Consider the following 19,194-nt stretch of genomic DNA (forward strand, 5'->3'; position numbering starts at 1 on the left):
CCGTCAAGCTCGCCCGCCGCCGTCTTCGCCTCCTCCGCGCGCAACACGACACGCCCGTCCGATACAGGCGCCCCGTAAGAGCGCAGCAAGGCCTTCGCCTGGTATTCATGGATGTTCATGCAGAGTTCCCATCTTTCTGTGCGTTTGCCTCTGGTATAGCCACAGGATGAAGCAGGACTTAACCCCTTTCGTCACCTGCCCCACGAATTACGGCGAATTTCCGCCTTTTGTGATCACACGATTTTAGGCTGTGATCACAAATCAGGGCGTTGATATGCAAGACGAATCGCGCGCGCGCGGGCAGAGGGGCGTTTTGGGCGCTGGCGTGGGAAGAGCGCAGCACCGCCGGTGCGGGGCCGGAATGGCTGCCGCCTGGGTCCGTTGAGCGGGCCGTCCCGGCGACACTTCTGCAAAGGAAAACGCGCGGGCCGGGACGGTCCGCGCGTTCGGAGTTGAAACTATGTGCCGGGGGTCAACCGAGCGAGCTGTCGATGCCCTTGCACGCCTCGACGAGGCCTTTCACGGCCTTGACGGAGGTGTCGAACATCTCCTGCTCGTCCTTGTTGAGCTTGATGTTGACGATCTTCTCGATGCCGCCCGCGCCGATCACGGTGGGCACGCCCACATACATGCCCTTCAGCCCGAACTCGCCGTCGCAATGGGCGGCGCAGGGCAGGACGCGTTTCTGGTCCTTGAGATAGGCTTCGGCCATCTCGATGGCCGAGGTGGCGGGGGCGTAGAAGGCCGAGCCGGTCTTCAGCAGGCCGACGATCTCGGCGCCGCCGTCACGGGTGCGCTGGACGATCGCGTCGAGTTTTTCCTGCGTGGTCCAGCCCATGTCGACGAGGTCGGGCAGCGGAATGCCGGCGACGGTGGAATAGCGCACGCAAGGCACCATGGTGTCGCCGTGGCCGCCCAGGACGAAGGCGCTGACGTCCTTCATCGAGACGCCGAATTCCAGGCTGAGGAAGTGGCGGAAACGGGCGCTGTCGAGCACGCCGGCCATGCCGCAGACCTTCTGGGCGGGCAGGCCGGAGAACTTCTGCAGGGCCCAGACCATCGCGTCGAGCGGGTTGGTGATGCAGATGACGAAGGCGTCGGGGGCGTTGGCGGCGATGCCTTCGCCCACGGATTTCATGACCTTGAGGTTGATGCCCAGGAGGTCGTCGCGGCTCATGCCCGGCTTGCGCGGGACACCGGCGGTGACGATGCAGACGTCGGCGCCGGCGATGTCGGTATAGTCCTGCGTGCCCTTGAGCGCGGCGTCGAAGCCCTCGGCCGGGCCGGATTCGGCGATGTCGAGCGCCTTGCCCTCGGGGGTGCCTTCGGCAATGTCGAACAGGACGACGTCGCCCAGTTCCTTGATGGCGGCGAGATGCGCAAGCGTGCCGCCGATTTGTCCCGCGCCGATGAGGGCGATCTTGGGTCTGGCCATGGAAATTGATCTCCGGTGGGTTTGATTTCGCGCTACGGGGTAGTCGCAAACCGGGGTCAATTCAAGGGTGCTGCGCCGCGGCGCGATGGCGGCGGCCAGGCAAGGCGCCGCGATGGCGTCAAAAGCGACTGAAATCTCAGGTGCTTAGGGTGAGCGCCCCGAGAGGCGCGAGATGTATCGAATTGAGTGCGCCGCCATGACGGCCCGCGCTGCGGCCCGAGCGGCGAATCTGGCGCGCGGGCGACGGGCCGCCCGCGTCCGGCCAGGGCCCGGATCAGGCGTCGTCGCCGTCGATTGGCAGCCCCTCGTCCAGCGTCTCGAACGACTGGCCGCTGGCGACAAGGCAGGTGGTTCCATGCGCCGAGGTCACCGTGATCGTCCAGGTGCCGGTCGTGGTGGAGGCGAACACCTCGACCACCGCGTTGTTGGGCCCGAGCCCGATGGATTGCCGCGTTTCGCCGTATTTGGTGGCGAGCCGGTCGACGACCGTATCGCGGGGTGCGCAACTCGCGGCGATGGCGGGACCGGACAGACCCATGGCCAGAAGCGTGGCGAGCATCATCAGTTTGGTCTTCATCGTCTTACCCTTTCAAAGCTGGGTCCCTGCCGTATCTGTGCCGAGAGCGTGCGGATGAGGGTATCAAGATATGGTTAACGGAGGGTTCGCAGGCCGGCGGACGCCCTTGCGCCACGGCCATTTCTGCATCGCGGCGAGAAAGGTCTTGAACTTTCGTTCCAAAAATGGCGAATTCCCGCGCAAGAAAATTTCGACCAGACAGCGGGGCACGCCATGGACCTTTCGACCCATCCCTACCGATCCGTTCTTTATATTCCCGGCTCCAAGGAACGGGCGCTGGACAAGGCGCGCACCCTGCCCACCGATGCGATCATCTTTGACCTGGAGGATGCCGTGGCGCCCGACGCCAAGGCCGAGGCGCGCGCGACGCTGGCGCAGGCGCTGAGCGACGGCGGCTACGGCAACCGCGTGAAGGTCGTGCGGATCAACGCGCTGACGACCGAGTGGGGGTTCGAGGATGCCCGCGTGCTGGGCGATGCGGGCGCGGACGTGATCCTGCAGCCCAAGGTCAACACCTATGCGGATGTGGACAACCTGTCGGATCTGATCGGCACCGAGATCCCGATCTGGACGATGATGGAGACGCCCGCCAGCGTGTTCAACGCCCGCGAGATCGCCGCGCACCGGCAGGTGACGGGGCTGGTGGCGGGCACCAACGACCTCACGAAGGAGCTGGGCTGTCGGTTCCGGGCGGACCGGATGCCGCTCTTGGCGTCGTTGCAGATGATCGTGATGGCGGCGCGGGCCGCGCGGGGCGTGGTGGCGCTGGATGGGGTCTACAACCGTTTCCGCGACGGCGACGGGCTGAAGCTGGAATGCGAGCATGGCCGCGACCTGGGGTTCGACGGCAAGACGCTGATCCACCCCGACCAGATCGACATCGCCAACACGGCCTTTGCCCCGACGCAGTCCGAGATCGACACGGCCGTGCGCCAGATCGAGGCCTACGAGGAAAGCAAGAAGCAGGGGCAGGGGATTGCCGTGGTCGACGGGCAGATCGTGGAAAACCTGCATGTGGTGGCGGCGCAGCGGACGCTGGCCAAGGCCGAGGCGATCGCACAGATGGCGGCGGAGTAGGTCATGGGATTGCTGATCGCAGGCGTGCTGCTGTGGACAGGCGCGCATCTGTTCAAACGGATCGCGCCGGGGCCGCGGGCGGCGATGGGCACCGCCGGCAAGGCTGTGATCGCCGTGCTGCTGCTGGTCAGTATCTGGATGATGACCAGGGGTTACCAGGCCGCCGATGGCGCGGTCTTCTGGGGGCGGCACCCGATGACCGTGGGGATCAACAACCTGTTGATGCCGCTGTCGGTCTACATGTTCGCGGCCTCGGGGATGAAAACCGCGCTGGCGCGCAGGATGCGGCACCCGATGCTGGGCGCGGTCAAGGTCTGGGCGCTGGCGCACCTGCTGGTGAACGGCGACGTGCCGTCGTTCATCCTGTTCGGCGGGCTGTTGGCCTGGGCGGTGATCGAGATGATCGTGATCAACAAGTCGCAGCCGGAGTGGGTGCGCCCCGACCCGGCGCCGAAATCCAAGGAAATCGCCGCGGTGGCGGGCAGTGTCGTGGTCTACGGCCTGATCGTGGCCGTGCATTACTGGCTGGGCTATCCGGCCTTTGGGTGAGCATATGAAACTCTATCGATTCCTCTCGGCCGATGACACGTCGGCCTTTTGCCACAAGGTGACGGAGGCGCTGAACAAGGGGTGGGAGCTGCATGGCAGCCCGACCTATGCGTTCGACGCGGCCAACGGCGTGATGCGCTGCGGCCAGGCCGTGGTGAAGGAAGCCGAGGGCACATATACGCCCGACACCAAGCTGGGAGAGCACTGAGCATGGCCAAGACCAATCCGGGGCGTTTCTTCGAGGATTACACCGTCGGCGAGGTGATCCCCCATGCCGTGCCGCGCACCGTGTCGGGGGGCGAGCGGGCGCTTTACCATGCGCTTTATCCCGCGCGCCACGCGCTTTACTCCTCGGACGAGTTCGCGCGGGCCTGCGGCCTGCCCGCCAGCCCGATCGACGACCTGGCGGCGTTTCACATCGTCTTCGGCAAGAGCGTGCCGGACATCTCGCTGAACGCGGTGGCGAACCTGGGCTATGCCGAGGCGCGCTGGCTGCGGCCGGTCTATGCCGGGGATACTTTGCGTTCGGAGTCCGAGGTGATCGGGGTCAAGGAGACGTCCAGCGGCAAGACCGGGATCGTCTGGGTGCGCACGACGGGGATCAACCAGCAGGACCTGCCGGTGATGCAGTTCGTGCGCTGGGTGATGGTACGGAAGAAGGACGTGGACGCGCCCGCGCCCGCGCCCGTGGTGCCAGAGACCGCGTCGCATGTCGCCCCCGGGGACCTGGTTGTTCCCGCGGGGCTGGATTTTTCCAACTATGACATGACGCTGGCCGGCGAGCCGCATCGCTGGGGCGATTACGAGATCGGCGAGACGATCGATCACGTGGACGGCGTGACCATCGAGGAAGCCGAGCACATGATGGCCACGCGCCTGTGGCAGAACACCTCGAAGACCCATTTCGATGTGACCCCGCGCGAGGACGGCAAGCGGCTGATCTATGGCGGGCATGTCATCTCGATGGCGCGCGCGCTGAGCTTCAACGGGTTGGCCAATGCGCAGATGATCGCGGCGATCAACGCGGGCAGCCACGCCAACCCCTGCTTTGCCGGGGATACCGTGCGGGCCTGGTCGGAGGTGCTGGACCGCGCCGAGACCGCCGTGCCGGGTGTGGGCGCGCTGCGGCTTCGGCTGGTGGCGACCAAGGGCGGCGCGCCGTTCGGTCTGCGCGGCGAGGACGGCAAGTACCTGCCCCATGTCCTGCTGGACCTGGATTACTGGGCGCTGATGCCGATCTGAGGCCCGGACGCCGTTTTCGGTTTGTTAAGACATGGTCTGTAGCTTCCTTTCCTGTGCGAAAGGAGGTTGCCATGCCTGATCCAACGCCATTTGAAGGCCCGCGCCTGCGGTGCCTCGTTCTCGAAGACAGTGCCCACGACCAGGAGATGATCCGCCGTGCGATGCGCGGCGCGCGGGTGGAGGCCGAGATCGACTTCGTCCCGACCATCGAAACCGCGCGCAAGGCGCTGTCGCGCTCGCAATACTCGGCCATCCTGTGCGACAACAGTGTGCCCGACGGGTCCGGCAGCGAGTTTGCCGGGGAACTCGCCGGCGCGCCGGAACTGTCGGACGTGCCGATCGTGATCGTTTCGGGCTGGCCCTCGCCCTTCATGTGGGACAAGGCGCGCGCGGCGGGGCTGAGCGTGATCGACAAGACCGACGACCCGATGCGCAAGCTGCGCGATTTCTTCCGCGAGTGCGTGGGAGACATGATCACGCAGCGCGTGGCGGGGCCGATGCGACGCAGCGCCTGAGGGCGGGGCAACGCGAATGTGAGCCGCGCGCCGAGCGGTTTTTCTGGGCAGCGGCCGCGGTCTGACGCATGCTGCGGGCATGGTACGCGTCTTCTTGCGTCTTTGTCTTTCGGCCGTCGGGGCCTGCGGCGCCGCGGTGTCCGCCGCCGCCTGCGAGGTGGCGCTCGTGCTGGCGGTGGACGTGTCGGGCTCTGTCGACCAACGGGAATACCGCATCCAGATGCAGGGGCTGGCCGACGGGCTGCGCGATGGCGCGGTCAGCGAGGCGCTGGTCGTGGGCGAGGCGGCGGTGCTGGTGCTGCAATGGACCGGCACCTCGCGCCAGCGCGTGGTGGTGCCGTGGCAACGGATGACCGATTTCGACGCGGTCGAGGCGCTGGCGGCGCGGATCGAGACCACGCCCCGCGTCTGGCGCAACTTTTCCACGGCCATCGGCGAGGCGCTGGAGACCGGCGCTGCGCAGTTCAGGGACGTGCCCGAATGCCACCGCCGGGTGATCGACGTGTCGGGCGACGGGGCGTCGAACGAGGGGCCGGGACCGCGCGACGTGCATGGCCTGTTGCGGCAGGAAGGGATCGTGGTCAACGCGCTGGTCATCGAAGGGGCGGAGCCGGGCGTGACCGAGTATTTCTGGGAAAACGTCATCCACGGGCCCGGTGCGTTTGTGATCACAGCCAATGATTACGCCGAGTATCCCGCCCGAATGCGCCGCAAACTGCTGCGCGAATTCACCAAACCCATCTCGAAAGCGCCGGGTGATTCCTTTGCGCCGCATTTGTGATCACGCACCTATGTATGTGATCACGAAAACTGCTTTTGCGACGAAATGCCTGCACTATTTGAAGAATACGGGTTTGCAGAGGCCCCGGATGATTGGATAAAACGAACTCAAATCGCGGGGCAGGCTGGCCCACCCGGGTCGGCGCCACATCGCGACGAGAAAGGGAATGCCAATGGCAGACGTAAATCGCGGCAACCGGCCGCTTTCGCCCCACCTCACGATCTATCGCCCGCAGCTGACGTCGATGACCTCGATCCTGACCCGGATCACCGGCAACGCGCTGTTGGTGGCGGCCCTGCTGACGGTCTGGTGGCTTCTGGCCGCCGCGACCTCGGCCGATTATTTCGCGACCGCCGACGCGGTGGTGACCAGCTGGTTCGGCGACATCGTGATGTTCCTGTCGCTCTGGGCGCTGTGGTACCACACGCTGGCCGGGGTGCGGCACCTGATCTGGGACAACGGCATGATGTTGCAGATCGACAAGGCCGAGATGCTGGGCTGGGCGGCGATCGGCGGATCGGTCGTTCTGACCATCCTGACCGTGCTGTTCATCTGAAGGAGGCCCCGACATGCGTTACCTGACAGACCGCAAACGCGCCATGGGCCTGGGCTCGGCCAAGACCGGCGTGCACCACTTCTGGGCGATGAAGGTGCAGAGCGTTGCCCTGCTGATCCTGATCCCGCTTTTCGTGTTCACCTTCGGCGGCATCCTGGGCAGTTCCTTCGAGGAGGTCACGGCCTATTACGCGCGGCCCTTCCCGGCCATCGTCGCGGCGCTGACGCTGGTCGTCGGCTTCAAGCATTTCGCCGACGGGTGCCAGGTGCTGATCGAGGACTACGTGCATGGCACGGCGCAGAAGGTCACGATCATCCTGGTGACCTGCCTGAGCTATGGCGCCATGGCGACGGGGCTTTTCGCCATCGCGCGCCTGGCGCTCTGAGAAACAGTCAAGGGCAGGGCGCAGGTCGCCCCGGCCCCTTTGAGACCATATCGCCGGGGCCGGCATGGCCCGAGCAGACGAACCGGAAAAGGCACGAAGCATGGCGGCTTACGAATACGAGACACATGATTACGACGTTGTTGTGGTGGGCGCCGGCGGCGCGGGGCTGCGCGCGACGCTGGGCATGGCCGAGCAGGGCCTGCGCACGGCCTGCGTGACCAAGGTCTTCCCGACCCGCTCGCACACCGTGGCGGCGCAGGGCGGCATCGCGGCATCGCTTGGCAACATGGGGCCGGACAGCTGGCAGTGGCACATGTACGACACCGTGAAGGGGTCGGACTGGCTGGGCGATACGGACGCGATGGAATACCTGGCGCGCGAGGCGCCCAAGGCCGTCTACGAGCTGGAGCATTACGGTGTGCCGTTTTCGCGCACCGAGGAGGGGCGGATTTACCAGCGCCCCTTCGGCGGGCACACGACCGAGTTCGGCGAAGGGCCCCCGGTGCAGCGGACATGCGCCGCCGCGGACCGGACCGGCCACGCGATCCTGCATACGCTCTACGGCCAGAGCCTGAAGCAGAAGGCGGAGTTCTATATCGAGTATTTCGCCATCGACCTGATGATGAGCGAGGACGGCCAATGCACCGGCGTCGTCTGCTGGAAGCTGGATGACGGCACGATCCACGTGTTCAACGCCAAGATGGTCGTGCTGGCCACCGGCGGTTACGGGCGCGCTTATTTCAGCGCGACGTCCGCCCATACCTGCACCGGCGACGGCGGTGGCATGGTGGCCCGCGCGGGCCTGCCGCTGCAGGATATGGAGTTCGTGCAGTTCCACCCGACCGGGATCTACGGCTCGGGCTGCCTGATCACCGAGGGTGCGCGCGGCGAGGGCGGCTACCTGACCAACAGCGAAGGCGAGCGGTTCATGGAGCGCTATGCGCCCAACTACAAGGACCTGGCGCCGCGCGACTATGTCAGCCGGTCGATGACGATGGAGATTCGCGAAGGGCGCGGCGTGGGCGAGCACGGGGATCACATCCACCTGAACCTCAGCCACCTGCCCGCCGAGGCGCTGAACCTGCGCCTGCCGGGAATCTCGGAAAGCGCCAAGATCTTTGCCGGGGTGGACGTGACCAAGGAGCCGATCCCGGTGCTGCCGACCGTGCATTACAACATGGGCGGTATCCCGACGAATTACTGGGGCGAGGTTCTGAACCCCACCAAGGACGACCCGCACGCGGTGGTCCCGGGTCTGATGGCCGTGGGCGAGGCCGGCTGTGCGAGCGTGCATGGGGCGAACCGTCTGGGCTCGAATTCGCTGATCGACCTCGTGGTGTTCGGGCGGGCCGCGGCCATTCGCGCGGGCAAGGTGGTGAACCCCGAGAGCGCCGTGCCGGCGACCGATACGGGCGAGGTGGACAAGGCGCTCGACCGCTTCGACCATTTCCGCCATGCCGATGGCGGCACGCCCACCGCCGAGCTGCGGCTGGAGATGCAGCGCACCATGCAGGAAGACGCGGCGGTGTTCCGGACCTCCAAGACGCTGTCCGAGGGCGTCAAGAAGATGGATGCGATCGCGGCCAAGCTGGGCGACCTGAAGGTCACCGACCGCAGCATGGTGTGGAACAGCGACCTGATGGAGACGCTGGAGCTGACCAACCTGATGCCCAACGCGCTGGCGACCATCGCCGGGGCCGAGGCGCGCAAGGAAAGCCGCGGCGCCCACGCGCACGAGGATTTCTCGAAGCGCGACGACGAGAACTGGCGCGTGCATACCGTCGCGCGGGTGGATGGAAAGAGTGTGGATCTGAGCTATCGTCCTATCATCGAGGACCCGCTCACGACCGAATCCGAGGGTGGGATCAATTTGAAGAAGATTGCACCCAAGGAAAGGACATTCTGATGAAAGCCATACTGAGAGCCGCCGCCGCGATTGGCGGCCTGACCGTGCTGGCAGGCGCGGCGCAGGCCGTCGACACGACGCCCGCGAACGTGGACCGCGTCGTTCAGGCGTGCTTTGCCGAGGTCAGCCCCGAGGGATCCTACGTGACGAACGTCCGGGGCGACGACGTGATCATGACGCCCGTGCGCGGCTCTGGCGCGTCGCATTACGAGGCGCAGGCGCTGAACAGCTGCATCGCCTATCGTTTCGGGGCGTCGACGGTGACCGCCGCGGCGAACCCGAACCGCTATATCTCGGTCCGCGAGCAGCGCAGCGCGATCCTGGACTGCAAGCACAAGTTCGGCATTGGCGGCGGTGTCCGCCTGGGCGGGCAGTGGCAGGAGATTCCGATCGGTCAGCAGACGCGCATTTGGATCGTGCCGCATGGCCGCGTCACCGCCGAGGCGGCGAACCGGATCAATGCCTGTGCCGATCAGGCGCTGGGCCGGGGCGGCAGCCCGGTGGTCAAGGTGACCGGCGTCGCGCGCAGGGCGAGCCCGTGCCCGAAACATGCGCCTGTCATGTACGGCGGTACGCAATACTGCATCGGCAACCCCTACTGATGCCCAGGGCCGCCACGCATATCACGGCAAAGCCCGCCCGTCCGGCGGGCTGGCCGCGTGCGCGGGGGCGGCATTACCTGGATGTGCTGGAAGGTCTGCACCTGACGCGGGCCCCCGAGTGGTATCTCGAGATCGGCGCGGGGCGCGGGCACTCGCTGGCGCGGTGCCCGGGCAAGGCCATCGCGGTGGACCCGGCCTTTCGCCTGGGGGGCGACGTGATGGGCGACAAGCCCGCGCTGCATCTGGTGCAGAAGACCAGCGGCGATTTCTTTGCCAGCGGCCAGGCGCAGGAGATAGCGCCGCGCATCGACATGGCTTTCATCGACGGGATGCACCTGTTCGAATACGTGCTGGACGATTTCATCGCCACGGAAAAGCTGTGCCATCCCGAGGCGGCGATCCTGCTGCATGACCTCGTGCCGTTCTCGCCCGCCGCCGCCGAGCGCGAGTGGGACCCCGAGCGCACCAAGGGTTGGTCGGGCGACGTGTGGAAGATGACGCTGATCCTGCGGGAATACCGGCCCGAGCTGGCGTTTGACGTGCTGAACCCGCGGCCCTGCGGGCTCGGCATGGTGACCGGGCTGGACCCCGACAACCGGGTGCTGGAAGACGCGCGGGACGAGATCGTGGCGAAGTTCATGGACCTGACGATCGAGGATTTCGGGCCGAAGAACCTGAAGCAGATCATGCAGATGCGAAAGGTCGAGGACGTGCTGCCGGACCTGAAGGAAATGGAGGCTGCGGAATGAGGTGGCTTGCGATTCTTGCGCTGCCCCTGCTGCTGGCGGGGTGCGACGCGGCCAATGACGCCGCCGACGCCATCGCGCGGGACCGGGCGAAGGCCGTGGTCAACGGCATCGTCGCGCGGCGGTTTCCGGGCGTCACAGTGGCGCCGGTGACCGACTGCATCATCGACGCGGCCTCGGCCGGGGAAATCATCACCATCGCGCGCGATTCCGTCGGCGGGGTCCAACCCGCCACGGTCGAGCTGGTGGTGGACATCGCGAGCCGGCCCGAGTCGGTTCAATGTATTGCTGAAAACGGTCTGGTCCTGCTGGGCCGCTGAGAGAGGACACGTAAATGGTACAGCTGACGCTTCCGAAGAATTCCCGGATTACCAAGGGGAAGACGTGGCCCAAGCCCGAAGGCGCCAAGAACGTGCGCAAGTTCCAGATCTATCGCTGGAACCCCGATGACGGGAAGAACCCGCAGGTCGATACCTATTTCCTCGACATGGACAAGTGCGGGCCGATGGTTCTGGACGCGCTGATCAAGATCAAGAACGAGATCGACCCGACGCTGACCTTCCGCCGGTCCTGCCGCGAGGGGATCTGCGGGTCGTGTGCGATGAATATCGACGGGATCAACACGCTGGCCTGCATCTATGGCCTGGACGAGGTGAAGGGCGACGTGAAGATCTATCCGCTGCCGCACATGCCGGTGGTCAAGGACCTGATTCCGGACCTGACGCATTTCTATGCCCAGCACGCCAGCATCATGCCGTGGCTGGAGACCAAGACGAACCGCCCCGCCAAGGAGTGGAAGCAGTCCATCGAGGACCGCGAAAAGCTGGACGGCCTGTATGAATGCGTGATGTGCGCCTCCTGCTCGGCGGCCTGCCCGAGCTATTGGTGGAACGGTGACAAGTATCTTGGACCGGCCGCCCTGCTGCATGCCTATCGCTGGATCATCGACAGCCGGGACGAGGCGACGGGCGAGCGGCTGGACGATCTGGAAGATCCGTTCAAGCTGTATCGCTGTCACACGATCATGAACTGCGCCAAGACGTGCCCGAAGGGGCTGAACCCCGCCAAGGCGATTGCCGAGATCAAGAAGCTGATGCTCGAGCGGGCCATGTGATGAGCAAGCCGCGTCCCGAGCTCGATTTCAAGTCGAAGGAAGAGTTTCGGGACGTGTGCCGCCACCTGTCGGGGCGGCTGCATTACCTGAACCGGACGGCGATCGGGGAAAGCAAGTTCGTCAGCGAACTGGCCGGGCTGGTCGAACGGGCGGGCAAGGTTTTCGACGACCATTACGACGACAAGGAGGTCTTCGCGGCCTTCGGCGACGGATGGGAGCCGGGCACGCTGTCGCGCAACGAGCGTCCCCTGGCGCTGTTCGGGTTGCTTTATCCCGAGGTCGGCTCGGACAGGTCCTGATCGAGCAGGGAGAGCAGATCGGTGATCCGGTCCAGCTGCCCCGGCTTGGCGCGGGGCGCGAGAAACGTATCGAGCGCGGCATCGCGGGCCTGGACCATGGCGCCCAGCGTCGCGCGACCCGTCTCTGTCAGGTGCACATGCTTGAGCCGCTTGTCGCCGGCATCCGCGACGCGGCGAATCAGCCCGTCTTTCTCCATCCGGTCGAGCAGGCGTGACACGCCGTATTGCGGCAGCATCAGGCGGTTTTCCAGTGATCTTGCCGTCTGGCCCTCGGGCCCCGCATCGAGCGCGGCCAGCGCGTCCAGCACGTCGAGCGATGGCAGGACTTCGGCCTTGAGCGCCGCTTCCAGATGGCCCTGAAGTCGGCGATGGCTGCGCGACAGGACCTGCCACGCGGAAAGGTTCTGGAATGTTCTGCTCATGGCCCGAGCCTAAATGCAGGTGCATCTGGGGGGCAAGGGGGCGCAGGCCCCACTGCACGAAATCTGCGCAACCGGGGCGGGGGCGTCTGCACGAGCGCCTGCGCAAAACGGGGCATCGGAATAAGAAATGAGAGGACATTCCTATGCTGCGTTCCCCCGGATTGCGCTTCATCATCGTGGGCCTGCTGGTCTTGCTGATGACCATCCCCGTGTTTTTCGTCGGTGCGATCATCGACAGCCGTGCGGATTACAACCGCCAGACCATCGCCTCGGTCGGGCAGGAGTGGGGTGGGCAACAGTTGCTGTCCGGCCCGGTCCTGATCATCCCGGTGCAGGAGACGGTGATGGTGCGCGAGCGCGAGGAGGTGATCGACCCCCTGACCGGCGAGCAGAAACTGGATGGCGACGATCAGCCGGTGTTCCGCTTCAAACAGGTGGAGCGGGTGCTGCGGCGCGATCCGGTTTACGTGTACCCCGATCTGCTGGACCTGAAGATGGACAAGACCACGCAGGAACGCAGCCGGGGTATCTTCTCGGTGCCTGTCTATACCGCCAAGGCGGAAGGCGCGTTCGACTTCAACGCCGAAGAGGCCGAGGCGGCGTTGCGCGGCGAGGAGGTTCTGCTGTGGGACGAGGCGGAGGTGCGGGTTTACGTGAGTTCCAACCGCGCCCTGCGCGGCGAGACCCGGCTGATGGCCGATGGTCGCGCGCTGGAGATGGAGCCGGTGGCGAGCGAGAACCGCTATGTCGGCGGGCTGCGCGCGCCGACGGGCGATCCGCGAGAGATCGGGGCATTCGATCTGAAGATGGGGCTGAATGGTGCCGAGGCACTTTCGTTCACGCCGGTGGGGCGCGAGACGCGGGTGACGCTGACCTCGGACTGGCCGCATCCGGAGTTCCAGGGCGCGTTCCTGCCCGACAGCCACGAGGTGCGCGAGGACGGGTTTCAGGCCAATTGGGTGATCCCGCATCTGGCGCGCCCCTTGCCGCAGGTCAGCCGCGAGGACCAGAACGAGGTGGCGCGGAACACGTCGAGCTTTGGCGTGGGGCTTTATCAGCCGAACGACTTCTACCAGAAGGCCTATCGCGCGGCGCGGTACGGGATCCTGTTCATCGGCCTGACGTTCCTGACGATTTTCCTGGTCGAGGGGCAGACGAAGCGGCCGACCCACCCGGTGCAGTATATCCTGATCGGGCTGGCGCAATCGGCGTTCTTCCTGCTGATGCTGGCGCTGTCGGAACAGGTCGGGTTCGGCATGGCCTACCTCGTGTCCGGGGCCGCGACCGTGGGGCTGGTGACGGCCTTTGCCGCGACGGCGCTCAAGCTGGGCCGCCGCACGCTGGTAGTGGGCGCGATGCTGGCGGTGCTTTACGGTGTGCTGTACCTCATCCTGCGCAGCGCGGATTATGCCCTGCTGGCCGGGTCGATCCTGCTGTTTGCGGCCATCGCGGGCACCATGTTCGCCACGCGGAACGAGAACTGGTACGGCGAGCCGCGCGAGGGGCCGCGCCGGGGCTGGTTCCGCAAGCCCGAACCGCAGCCGGAGGCGCCGCAGCCCGCAAGCTGACGCGACGTTTCCTTCCCTGAGGCGGGGCGGCCGGGTTAGGCTGCCCCGCAAGCGTGGGAGGAGATGATGTTGAAGACCGATGTCGCGATCGTGGGCGGCGGGCTGGCCGGGCTTGTGGCTGCGCATGAGGCTGTGCAGCGCGGGCGCAAGGTGGTGCTGCTGGACCAGGAAGGGCCGCAATCCCTGGGCGGGCAGGCGTTCTGGTCGCTGGGCGGTCTGATGATGATCGACACGCCCGAACAGCGCCGCATGGGCATCCGCGACAGCCGCGATCTGGCCGCACAGGACTGGATGGGCAGCGCCGGGTTCGACCGGGCGGAGGATGCCAACCCCCGCCGCGTGGCCGAGGCGTATCTGGATTTCGCCGCCGGGCCGATGCGGGGCTATCTGCACGATATCGGAATACGCTGGTTTCCCGTGGTTGGCTGGGCCGAGCGGGGCGGGGCCAAGGCCGACGGGCATGGCAATTCGGTGCCGCGCTTTCACGTGACATGGGGCACCGGAACGGGCGTTGTCGCGCCGTTCGTGCGGCTGGTGCAGGAGGCCGAGGCGGCGGGCAAGCTGCGCTTCGCGTTCCGGCATCGGGTGACGGGGCTGGATGTGACAGACGGGCGCGTGACGGGGCTGCGCGGGGATGTGCTGGCCGAGGATGACGCGGTGCGTGGCGCGTCCACCAACCGCGAGGTGACGGGGCAGTTCGAGATGCAGGCCGAGAGCGTGGTCGTCGCCTCGGGCGGCATTGGCGGGGACCATGAGAAGGTGCGCAAGCTGTGGCCGGTCGACCGGCTTGGGCCCGCGCCCAAGGTCATGGTCGCGGGCGTGCCGGATTACGTCGACGGCCAGATGCTGGACGTGGCCAAGGCCGCAGGCGCCGGGGCGATCAACGAGGACCGGATGTGGCACTATTGCGAGGGGCTGAAGAACTGGGACCCGATCTGGCCCAACCACGGGATTCGCATCCTGCCCGGGCCGTCCTCGATGTGGTTCGACGCGCTGGGCGTGCGGATGGAGGCGCCGTGTTTGCCGGGGTTCGATACGCTGAGCACGTTGAAACGCATTCTCAGCACGGGGCATGAGCATTCCTGGTTCATCCTGACGCAGAAGATCATCGAGAAGGAGTTTGCCCTGTCGGGCAGTGAGCAGAACCCCGACCTGACCTCGGGCAAGTGGCGCGAGGTGCTGAAGGAACGGCTGGGCAAGGGGGCCACGGGCGCGGTGGAGGCGTTCAAGGCGCATGGCGAGGACTTCGTCGTGGCAAAGGATTTCGATGCGCTGGTGAAGGGGATGAACGCGATCACGCCGGACGCACCGCTGGACGCAGGAGCATTGCGGGCGCAGGTCGCAGCGCGGGATGCGCAGCTGACCAATCCGTTCGCCAAGGATGCGCAGGTGATCGCCATCAGGCAGGCGCGGGCCTATCGGGGCGACAGGCTGATCCGGACGGCGAAACCGCATGCGATTCTCGACCCCGCCAATGGCCCGCTGATCGCCGTGCGGCTGAACATCCTGACGCGCAAGTCGCTGGGCGGGTTGCACACCGATCTGGAAGCAAAAGTGCTGCGGCCGGATGGCAGCGTGCTGGACGGGCTTTACGCCGCCGGAGAGGTCGCGGGGTTCGGTGGCGGAGGCTACCACGGGTACAATGCGCTGGAGGGAACCTTCCTTGGCGGGTGCATTTTCTCGGGGCGCGCGGCGGGGCGGAGCGCCTGAAACTGATGTAGTGAAAACACAGTTCGAATCGTGCGGAAAAAATATTCGGCCGGCTCGCAAAAACTCTTGCGCGACTCAGGGTTTGGCCCCATGTGCACGCTAAGACGCCAACGCACGCGCCTCTGTCCCGAAGGCCATGACCAAAGCGGTTACGTAGCGACGGTAACGTCTCTGAACTGAACCTCGCGGCCCTTGCCGCAATGTGCCTTTTGGAGATGTCCATGACCGCTTTCGTCACCGACCTGTCGGGTGATTTCCGCCATGCTTGCGCCGCCCGTATCGAGGGCTTTCTGCGCACCACCACCTTTGACCGCCCGACGCTGGTGATCGACACGGATGTCGTGTTGCAGAACTATCGCGCGCTGGCGCAGGGGCTGGGGGATGCGCATATCCACTATGCCGTCAAAGCCAACCCCGAGCCGCAGGTGATCGAGGCGCTGGTCAACGAGGGCAGCCATTTCGACGCCGCCAGCCGGGGCGAAATCGAGCTGTGCCTGTCGCAAGGCGCGCGCCCCGAGGACATCTCGTTCGGCAACACCGTGAAGAAACCGGGGGACATCGCGTTCGCGTATAACGTGGGCGTGACGCTCTTTGCCGCCGACGCAGAGGAAGAGCTGGACAAGATCGCCGAGCACGCGCCGGGCACCGAGGTCTATATCCGCCTGATCGTCGAGGCGTCGGGTGCCGACTGGCCGCTGACGCGCAAGTTCGGCTGCGCGCCGGATCACGCCGTGGCGCTGATGGACTATGCCGCTGCGCTGGGCCTGCGCCCGGTGGGCGTGTCGTTCCATGTCGGCAGCCAGACCCGCGAGACCGCCATGTGGGCGCCGGTGCTGGACCGGATCGCCGACGTCTGGCGTGCGGCGCGGGAGGCTGGCCACGCGCTGGACCTGCTGAATATCGGTGGCGGTTTCCCGGCTTTCTATGGCGAGGACATCGCGGCGCCGGCGATCTATGCCGCGCAAGTGCGCGAGATGGTGGCCGAGCGCTTCGGCGACGTGCCGCGCGTGATGGCAGAGCCGGGCCGTGGCCTGGTGGCCGAGGCCGGCATGATCGCCGCCGAGGTCGTGCTGGTGTCGCGCAAGTCGCCCGATGACCTGCACCGCTGGGTGTACCTGGATATCGGCATGTTCTCGGGCCTTGCCGAGACCATGGACGAGGCCATCCGCTATCAGTTCGTGACCGCCCGTGACGGCGAGCGCATGGGCCCCTGCATCCTGGCCGGGCCGTCCTGTGATTCGGCGGATGTGCTTTATGAAAAACGCATGATCGACCTGCCCCTTGGCCTGAAATCGGGCGACCGGGTGTTCATCCGCAGCTGCGGTGCCTACACCTCGTCCTATTCCAGCGTCGGCTTCAACGGCTTCCCGCCGCTGGACGTCGTAGTGCTCTGAACTGCCCCCCGATCCGGGGCGGGCCGGTTGGCCTTGCCCCGCGGGACAGTGTAAGACCCACGGCATGTTCATTGTCGTGGGTCTTGTCATTGCGTTCATACTGGTGGCGATCTATGCGCGCCCGGCGATGCGCAATTGCCGCTGGCGCGAGGACCGTGGCGCATCGACCCCGTCGCAGACGGCCTTTCGCTGTGCCTTCTGCGGGGCGCGGGCCTTTACATCGGATGGCAAACCGCCTTTGGATTGCATGAGGAACACGCCGCAATCCTGAGGACCCCATGCCGGAACCCACCGATGCCGAAGTGCGCCGGGCCGTCGCGCCTGTCGTCTGTTATCCCAACGACACGCTGCCGGTGCCGGATCTGGACCTGTACCGTACCGCGCGGGAGGGGGCCGAGAAAGTGAGCGAGGCGATCGCCGCGCCGCGCGAGGCCGCCTGCTTTCGCGTGGCGGCGGGGCAGTTCTTTCGCATCACCAGTGTCGAGGGCCCGCAGGTGGGGGACCTGAACCTGTGGAACGCGAATGATCTGGGCGAGCGGTTCTATTCCGGCAAGTCGCGGGCGCTGCACGGCACGCACCTGACGACGGGCGAGCGGATGTGGTCGGGCTTTCCCTATCTGAGGCCCATGGCGACGATCGTGGAGGATACGCTGGACTGGTACGGGATCGACGAATTCGGCGGATCGGTGCATGACGTGATCGGCACGCGCTGCGATCCCTATACCGGCAACCTGCTGGCCGGGTCGCAGTATCACCATTGCTGTCATTCCAACCTGATCCGGGCGGTGGCCGACGAACTGGAGGTCTCGCTGGAGGAGGCGGAGCCGCTGGTGCATGACGTGCTGAACGTCTTCATGTGCACCGGGTTCACGCGGGATACCGGCCAGTATTTCATGAAGGCCAGCCCGGTGCGGCCGGGCGACTACCTCGAGTTCTTTGCCGAGATCGACCTGCTGGGGGCGCTGAGCGCCTGTCCGGGCGGGGATTGCTCGGCGGAGCATTCCAGCGACACGGCGGCGTGCTATCCGCTGAAGGTGGAGGTGTTCGCGCCGGCGGAGGGCGCCCTGGGCGATTGGGTCAGCCCGCCGGTGAACGGCTATGACCGGACCCACGGGAGGTAGCGGCATGGACCGGGTCGAAGGCGGGTGCCTGTGCGGGGCCGTGCGGATCACGGCGGAGGGCGCGCCCGACAGGGTGGGGCTGTGCCATTGCCTGGACTGCCGCAAGCATCACGGGGCGGTGTTCTTTGCCGCCGCGATTTTCCCGGCGGCGGCGGTGACGATTCGGGGCGAGACGCGCGACTGGGAGGGCCGGCATTTCTGCCCGCGCTGCGGCGGGTCGGTGTTTTCCGTCAGCGACGGCGAGGTGGAGGTCCACCTTGGGGCGCTGGACGCGCCGAATGCGTTCGAGCCGACCTATGAGCTGTGGTGCGTGCGGCGGGAAAAATGGCTGCCGGAGGTGCCGGGGATGGCGCGGTTCGAGCGGGATGAGGTGTAGTTTCCTGCGTATTTCCTAACAACGTGTGAAGAGCGCGCTCCGCGCGGAATCGAGGCGCGGCCACGCCGCGCCGCCGCGCGATCGTCCGTTGACCGAAAGGCGATTGCCTGCAATCGCCGAAAGGGGGGCCGCCCGTCACGCCGGAGGCGTGCCGACTATGAACGGCGCACCTCTGGTGCGACGGGCTGGCGATTTGGGGACGGGAGCGCCTAAATTCGATGTTTTGCGGAGGTGGCAGAGATAAAGTGCCTTGAACGCATGTCAGTTCGCCAGCCCGCGGTCTGGCAATCGCGCGGCTGCAAATCCGCCGCTTCGGCCAAACGAAAAAACCCCGCCGAGGCGGGGTTCGTTCAGCAGACCCGGATCGGGATCTCAGCCCTGGCGGGCCTTGAAACGCTTCTGGGTCTTGTTGATCACGTAGACGCGGCCTTTGCGGCGCACGACGCGGCAATCGCGATGGCGGTTCTTGAGCGAACGCAGCGAGTTCCGGACTTTCATCACTCGTCTCCAATGTCGTGGCGCGGGGCGCCGGGTTGCGGGTGCACCGGCAAGGCCGGGCAGTGAATATGGTGGGCGATACAAGGATCGAACTTGTGACCCCTTCGATGTCAACGAAGTGCTCTACCGCTGAGCTAATCGCCCTGATACCGGAATGGCATGGCCCCTAACAAATAGGGGCGCGGGAAACCGCGCCGGTGAGGCGTGTCTATAAAAGGAGTCGGGAAGGGGATCAAGGGCTTTTAGAACCTGATTTTCAGACTATGATACTTTGACAAGGCGTTTCGCGGTGAGCCTGATTTGCATAGTGTCGCGAAACGC

24 protein-coding genes, 1 tRNA gene and 1 pseudogene are annotated in these 19,194 nt (G+C 65.9%); 20 read left to right on the forward strand and 6 right to left on the reverse strand.

The features are described from left to right. The 3 genes and pseudogenes from sucC to KUV49_RS16555 all read right to left on the reverse strand — a co-directional run. Positions 1-119: pseudogene (sucC, locus tag KUV49_RS16545) on the reverse strand (succinate--CoA ligase subunit beta); the annotation flags it as partial. Between the two features lie 353 nt (positions 120-472). Then, positions 473-1,435, reverse strand: a complete 963-nt coding sequence (gene mdh / locus KUV49_RS16550; protein ID WP_222452101.1) for a malate dehydrogenase — start codon at positions 1,433-1,435, stop codon at positions 473-475. A 274-nt stretch (positions 1,436-1,709) separates the two neighbouring features. Then, on the reverse strand, positions 1,710-1,997 hold the full coding sequence (locus tag KUV49_RS16555; protein ID WP_222452893.1) for a hypothetical protein: 288 nt from the start codon (positions 1,995-1,997) through the stop codon (positions 1,710-1,712). 228 nt (positions 1,998-2,225) lie between these two features. On the opposite strand from KUV49_RS16555, the gene KUV49_RS16560 reads away from it, so the two are divergent. The 14 genes from KUV49_RS16560 (at position 2,226) to KUV49_RS16625 (ending at position 11,784) form a co-directional block, all read left to right on the forward strand. Next, the gene (locus KUV49_RS16560; RefSeq protein WP_222452102.1) at positions 2,226-3,089 is read left to right on the forward strand and encodes an HpcH/HpaI aldolase/citrate lyase family protein; all 864 of its coding nucleotides are present in this window, start codon (positions 2,226-2,228) and stop codon (positions 3,087-3,089) included. Positions 3,090-3,092: 3 nt separating this feature from the next. Continuing rightward, a complete protein-coding gene (locus KUV49_RS16565) occupies positions 3,093-3,638 on the forward strand; it encodes an NnrU family protein (RefSeq protein ID WP_222452103.1) in 546 nt (181 codons plus the stop codon). Between the two features lie 4 nt (positions 3,639-3,642). Next, entirely contained in the window at positions 3,643-3,846 is a 204-nt protein-coding gene (locus KUV49_RS16570; protein WP_222452104.1) for a DUF1737 domain-containing protein, read from the forward strand. Positions 3,847-3,848: 2 nt separating this feature from the next. Next, positions 3,849-4,880, forward strand: a complete 1,032-nt coding sequence (locus KUV49_RS16575) for a MaoC family dehydratase (RefSeq protein ID WP_222452105.1) — start codon at positions 3,849-3,851, stop codon at positions 4,878-4,880. A gap of 71 nt (positions 4,881-4,951) precedes the next feature. Continuing rightward, on the forward strand, positions 4,952-5,395 hold the full coding sequence (locus tag KUV49_RS16580; RefSeq protein WP_152497161.1) for a response regulator: 444 nt from the start codon (positions 4,952-4,954) through the stop codon (positions 5,393-5,395). A 79-nt stretch (positions 5,396-5,474) separates the two neighbouring features. Beyond that, positions 5,475-6,176: a DUF1194 domain-containing protein gene (locus tag KUV49_RS16585; protein ID WP_222452106.1), complete on the forward strand. Its 702-nt coding sequence runs from the start codon at positions 5,475-5,477 to the stop codon at positions 6,174-6,176. A gap of 172 nt (positions 6,177-6,348) precedes the next feature. Further along, positions 6,349-6,732 (forward strand): succinate dehydrogenase, cytochrome b556 subunit, encoded by a 384-nt coding sequence (sdhC, locus tag KUV49_RS16590; protein WP_222452107.1) that lies wholly within the window; start codon positions 6,349-6,351, stop codon positions 6,730-6,732. A 13-nt stretch (positions 6,733-6,745) separates the two neighbouring features. Beyond that, complete coding sequence (gene sdhD / locus KUV49_RS16595; protein ID WP_222452108.1) at positions 6,746-7,117, forward strand: succinate dehydrogenase, hydrophobic membrane anchor protein; 372 nt, start codon at positions 6,746-6,748, stop codon at positions 7,115-7,117. 100 nt (positions 7,118-7,217) lie between these two features. Beyond that, on the forward strand, positions 7,218-9,023 hold the full coding sequence (sdhA, locus tag KUV49_RS16600) for a succinate dehydrogenase flavoprotein subunit (protein ID WP_222452894.1): 1,806 nt from the start codon (positions 7,218-7,220) through the stop codon (positions 9,021-9,023). Continuing rightward, complete coding sequence (locus KUV49_RS16605; protein ID WP_222452109.1) at positions 9,023-9,625, forward strand: hypothetical protein; 603 nt, start codon at positions 9,023-9,025, stop codon at positions 9,623-9,625. The genes sdhA and KUV49_RS16605 overlap by 1 nt, the downstream gene beginning before the upstream one ends. Continuing rightward, on the forward strand, positions 9,625-10,374 hold the full coding sequence (locus KUV49_RS16610) for a class I SAM-dependent methyltransferase (RefSeq protein ID WP_222452110.1): 750 nt from the start codon (positions 9,625-9,627) through the stop codon (positions 10,372-10,374). Before KUV49_RS16605 ends, KUV49_RS16610 begins: the two co-directional genes overlap by 1 nt. Next, positions 10,371-10,691 (forward strand): succinate dehydrogenase, encoded by a 321-nt coding sequence (locus KUV49_RS16615; protein WP_222452111.1) that lies wholly within the window; start codon positions 10,371-10,373, stop codon positions 10,689-10,691. The genes KUV49_RS16610 and KUV49_RS16615 overlap by 4 nt, the downstream gene beginning before the upstream one ends. A 14-nt stretch (positions 10,692-10,705) precedes the next feature. Beyond that, positions 10,706-11,485: a succinate dehydrogenase iron-sulfur subunit gene (locus KUV49_RS16620; RefSeq protein WP_222452112.1), complete on the forward strand. Its 780-nt coding sequence runs from the start codon at positions 10,706-10,708 to the stop codon at positions 11,483-11,485. Continuing rightward, positions 11,485-11,784 (forward strand): hypothetical protein, encoded by a 300-nt coding sequence (locus KUV49_RS16625; protein WP_222452113.1) that lies wholly within the window; start codon positions 11,485-11,487, stop codon positions 11,782-11,784. Before KUV49_RS16620 ends, KUV49_RS16625 begins: the two co-directional genes overlap by 1 nt. Here KUV49_RS16625 and KUV49_RS16630 read toward each other — a convergent pair. Then, on the reverse strand, positions 11,754-12,206 hold the full coding sequence (locus tag KUV49_RS16630) for a MarR family winged helix-turn-helix transcriptional regulator (protein ID WP_222452114.1): 453 nt from the start codon (positions 12,204-12,206) through the stop codon (positions 11,754-11,756). The two genes, KUV49_RS16625 and KUV49_RS16630, sit on opposite strands and share 31 nt — an antisense overlap. A 143-nt stretch (positions 12,207-12,349) precedes the next feature. Here KUV49_RS16630 and creD point away from each other — a divergent pair, with 143 nt between their 5' ends. The 6 genes from creD to KUV49_RS16660 all read left to right on the forward strand — a co-directional run bounded on the left by creD (position 12,350) and on the right by KUV49_RS16660 (position 18,375). After that, the gene (creD, locus tag KUV49_RS16635; protein ID WP_222452115.1) at positions 12,350-13,774 is read left to right on the forward strand and encodes a cell envelope integrity protein CreD; all 1,425 of its coding nucleotides are present in this window, start codon (positions 12,350-12,352) and stop codon (positions 13,772-13,774) included. A 66-nt stretch (positions 13,775-13,840) separates the two neighbouring features. Next, the gene (locus tag KUV49_RS16640) at positions 13,841-15,484 is read left to right on the forward strand and encodes an FAD-binding dehydrogenase (protein ID WP_261391547.1); all 1,644 of its coding nucleotides are present in this window, start codon (positions 13,841-13,843) and stop codon (positions 15,482-15,484) included. A 221-nt stretch (positions 15,485-15,705) separates the two neighbouring features. Next, positions 15,706-16,878, forward strand: a complete 1,173-nt coding sequence (locus KUV49_RS16645) for a type III PLP-dependent enzyme (protein ID WP_410000779.1) — start codon at positions 15,706-15,708, stop codon at positions 16,876-16,878. A 64-nt stretch (positions 16,879-16,942) separates the two neighbouring features. Continuing rightward, on the forward strand, positions 16,943-17,149 hold the full coding sequence (locus KUV49_RS16650) for a hypothetical protein (protein WP_152494027.1): 207 nt from the start codon (positions 16,943-16,945) through the stop codon (positions 17,147-17,149). Between the two features lie 7 nt (positions 17,150-17,156). Further along, complete coding sequence (locus KUV49_RS16655; protein ID WP_222452118.1) at positions 17,157-17,999, forward strand: urea carboxylase-associated family protein; 843 nt, start codon at positions 17,157-17,159, stop codon at positions 17,997-17,999. Positions 18,000-18,003: 4 nt separating this feature from the next. Further along, on the forward strand, positions 18,004-18,375 hold the full coding sequence (locus KUV49_RS16660; protein ID WP_222452119.1) for a GFA family protein: 372 nt from the start codon (positions 18,004-18,006) through the stop codon (positions 18,373-18,375). A gap of 372 nt (positions 18,376-18,747) precedes the next feature. Here KUV49_RS16660 and ykgO read toward each other — a convergent pair whose 3' ends face one another. Both ykgO and KUV49_RS16670 read right to left on the reverse strand, forming a co-directional pair. Beyond that, entirely contained in the window at positions 18,748-18,873 is a 126-nt protein-coding gene (ykgO, locus tag KUV49_RS16665) for a type B 50S ribosomal protein L36 (RefSeq protein ID WP_025058716.1), read from the reverse strand. A 69-nt stretch (positions 18,874-18,942) separates the two neighbouring features. After that, positions 18,943-19,017, reverse strand: a tRNA-Val gene (locus KUV49_RS16670). Positions 19,018-19,194: the final 177 nt, after the last annotated feature.

Source organism: Roseovarius atlanticus (assembly GCF_019802205.1).
Taxonomy (GTDB): domain Bacteria; phylum Pseudomonadota; class Alphaproteobacteria; order Rhodobacterales; family Rhodobacteraceae; genus Roseovarius; species Roseovarius atlanticus_A.

Bases quoted from the DNA above. Each gene is read 5' to 3' on its own strand.
- KUV49_RS16555 (WP_222452893.1), bottom strand. From the start codon at position 1,997: ATGATGCTCGCCACGCTTCTGGCCATGGGTCTGTCCGGTCCCGCCATC.
- KUV49_RS16560 (WP_222452102.1), top strand. From the start codon at position 2,226: ATGGACCTTTCGACCCATCCCTACCGATCCGTTCTTTATATTCCCGGC.
- ykgO (WP_025058716.1), bottom strand. From the start codon at position 18,873: ATGAAAGTCCGGAACTCGCTGCGTTCGCTCAAGAACCGCCATCGCGAT.
- sdhA (WP_222452894.1), top strand. From the start codon at position 7,218: ATGGCGGCTTACGAATACGAGACACATGATTACGACGTTGTTGTGGTG.
- KUV49_RS16625 (WP_222452113.1), top strand. From the start codon at position 11,485: ATGAGCAAGCCGCGTCCCGAGCTCGATTTCAAGTCGAAGGAAGAGTTT.
- KUV49_RS16575 (WP_222452105.1), top strand. From the start codon at position 3,849: ATGGCCAAGACCAATCCGGGGCGTTTCTTCGAGGATTACACCGTCGGC.
- KUV49_RS16570 (WP_222452104.1), top strand. From the start codon at position 3,643: ATGAAACTCTATCGATTCCTCTCGGCCGATGACACGTCGGCCTTTTGC.
- creD (WP_222452115.1), top strand. From the start codon at position 12,350: ATGCTGCGTTCCCCCGGATTGCGCTTCATCATCGTGGGCCTGCTGGTC.
- KUV49_RS16580 (WP_152497161.1), top strand. From the start codon at position 4,952: ATGCCTGATCCAACGCCATTTGAAGGCCCGCGCCTGCGGTGCCTCGTT.
- sdhD (WP_222452108.1), top strand. From the start codon at position 6,746: ATGCGTTACCTGACAGACCGCAAACGCGCCATGGGCCTGGGCTCGGCC.
- KUV49_RS16645 (WP_410000779.1), top strand. From the start codon at position 15,706: ATGACCGCTTTCGTCACCGACCTGTCGGGTGATTTCCGCCATGCTTGC.
- mdh (WP_222452101.1), bottom strand. From the start codon at position 1,435: ATGGCCAGACCCAAGATCGCCCTCATCGGCGCGGGACAAATCGGCGGC.
- KUV49_RS16660 (WP_222452119.1), top strand. From the start codon at position 18,004: ATGGACCGGGTCGAAGGCGGGTGCCTGTGCGGGGCCGTGCGGATCACG.
- KUV49_RS16640 (WP_261391547.1), top strand. From the start codon at position 13,841: ATGTTGAAGACCGATGTCGCGATCGTGGGCGGCGGGCTGGCCGGGCTT.
- KUV49_RS16615 (WP_222452111.1), top strand. From the start codon at position 10,371: ATGAGGTGGCTTGCGATTCTTGCGCTGCCCCTGCTGCTGGCGGGGTGC.
- KUV49_RS16630 (WP_222452114.1), bottom strand. From the start codon at position 12,206: ATGAGCAGAACATTCCAGAACCTTTCCGCGTGGCAGGTCCTGTCGCGC.
- KUV49_RS16610 (WP_222452110.1), top strand. From the start codon at position 9,625: ATGCCCAGGGCCGCCACGCATATCACGGCAAAGCCCGCCCGTCCGGCG.
- KUV49_RS16650 (WP_152494027.1), top strand. From the start codon at position 16,943: ATGTTCATTGTCGTGGGTCTTGTCATTGCGTTCATACTGGTGGCGATC.
- KUV49_RS16585 (WP_222452106.1), top strand. From the start codon at position 5,475: ATGGTACGCGTCTTCTTGCGTCTTTGTCTTTCGGCCGTCGGGGCCTGC.
- KUV49_RS16565 (WP_222452103.1), top strand. From the start codon at position 3,093: ATGGGATTGCTGATCGCAGGCGTGCTGCTGTGGACAGGCGCGCATCTG.
- KUV49_RS16655 (WP_222452118.1), top strand. From the start codon at position 17,157: ATGCCGGAACCCACCGATGCCGAAGTGCGCCGGGCCGTCGCGCCTGTC.
- KUV49_RS16605 (WP_222452109.1), top strand. From the start codon at position 9,023: ATGAAAGCCATACTGAGAGCCGCCGCCGCGATTGGCGGCCTGACCGTG.
- KUV49_RS16620 (WP_222452112.1), top strand. From the start codon at position 10,706: ATGGTACAGCTGACGCTTCCGAAGAATTCCCGGATTACCAAGGGGAAG.
- sdhC (WP_222452107.1), top strand. From the start codon at position 6,349: ATGGCAGACGTAAATCGCGGCAACCGGCCGCTTTCGCCCCACCTCACG.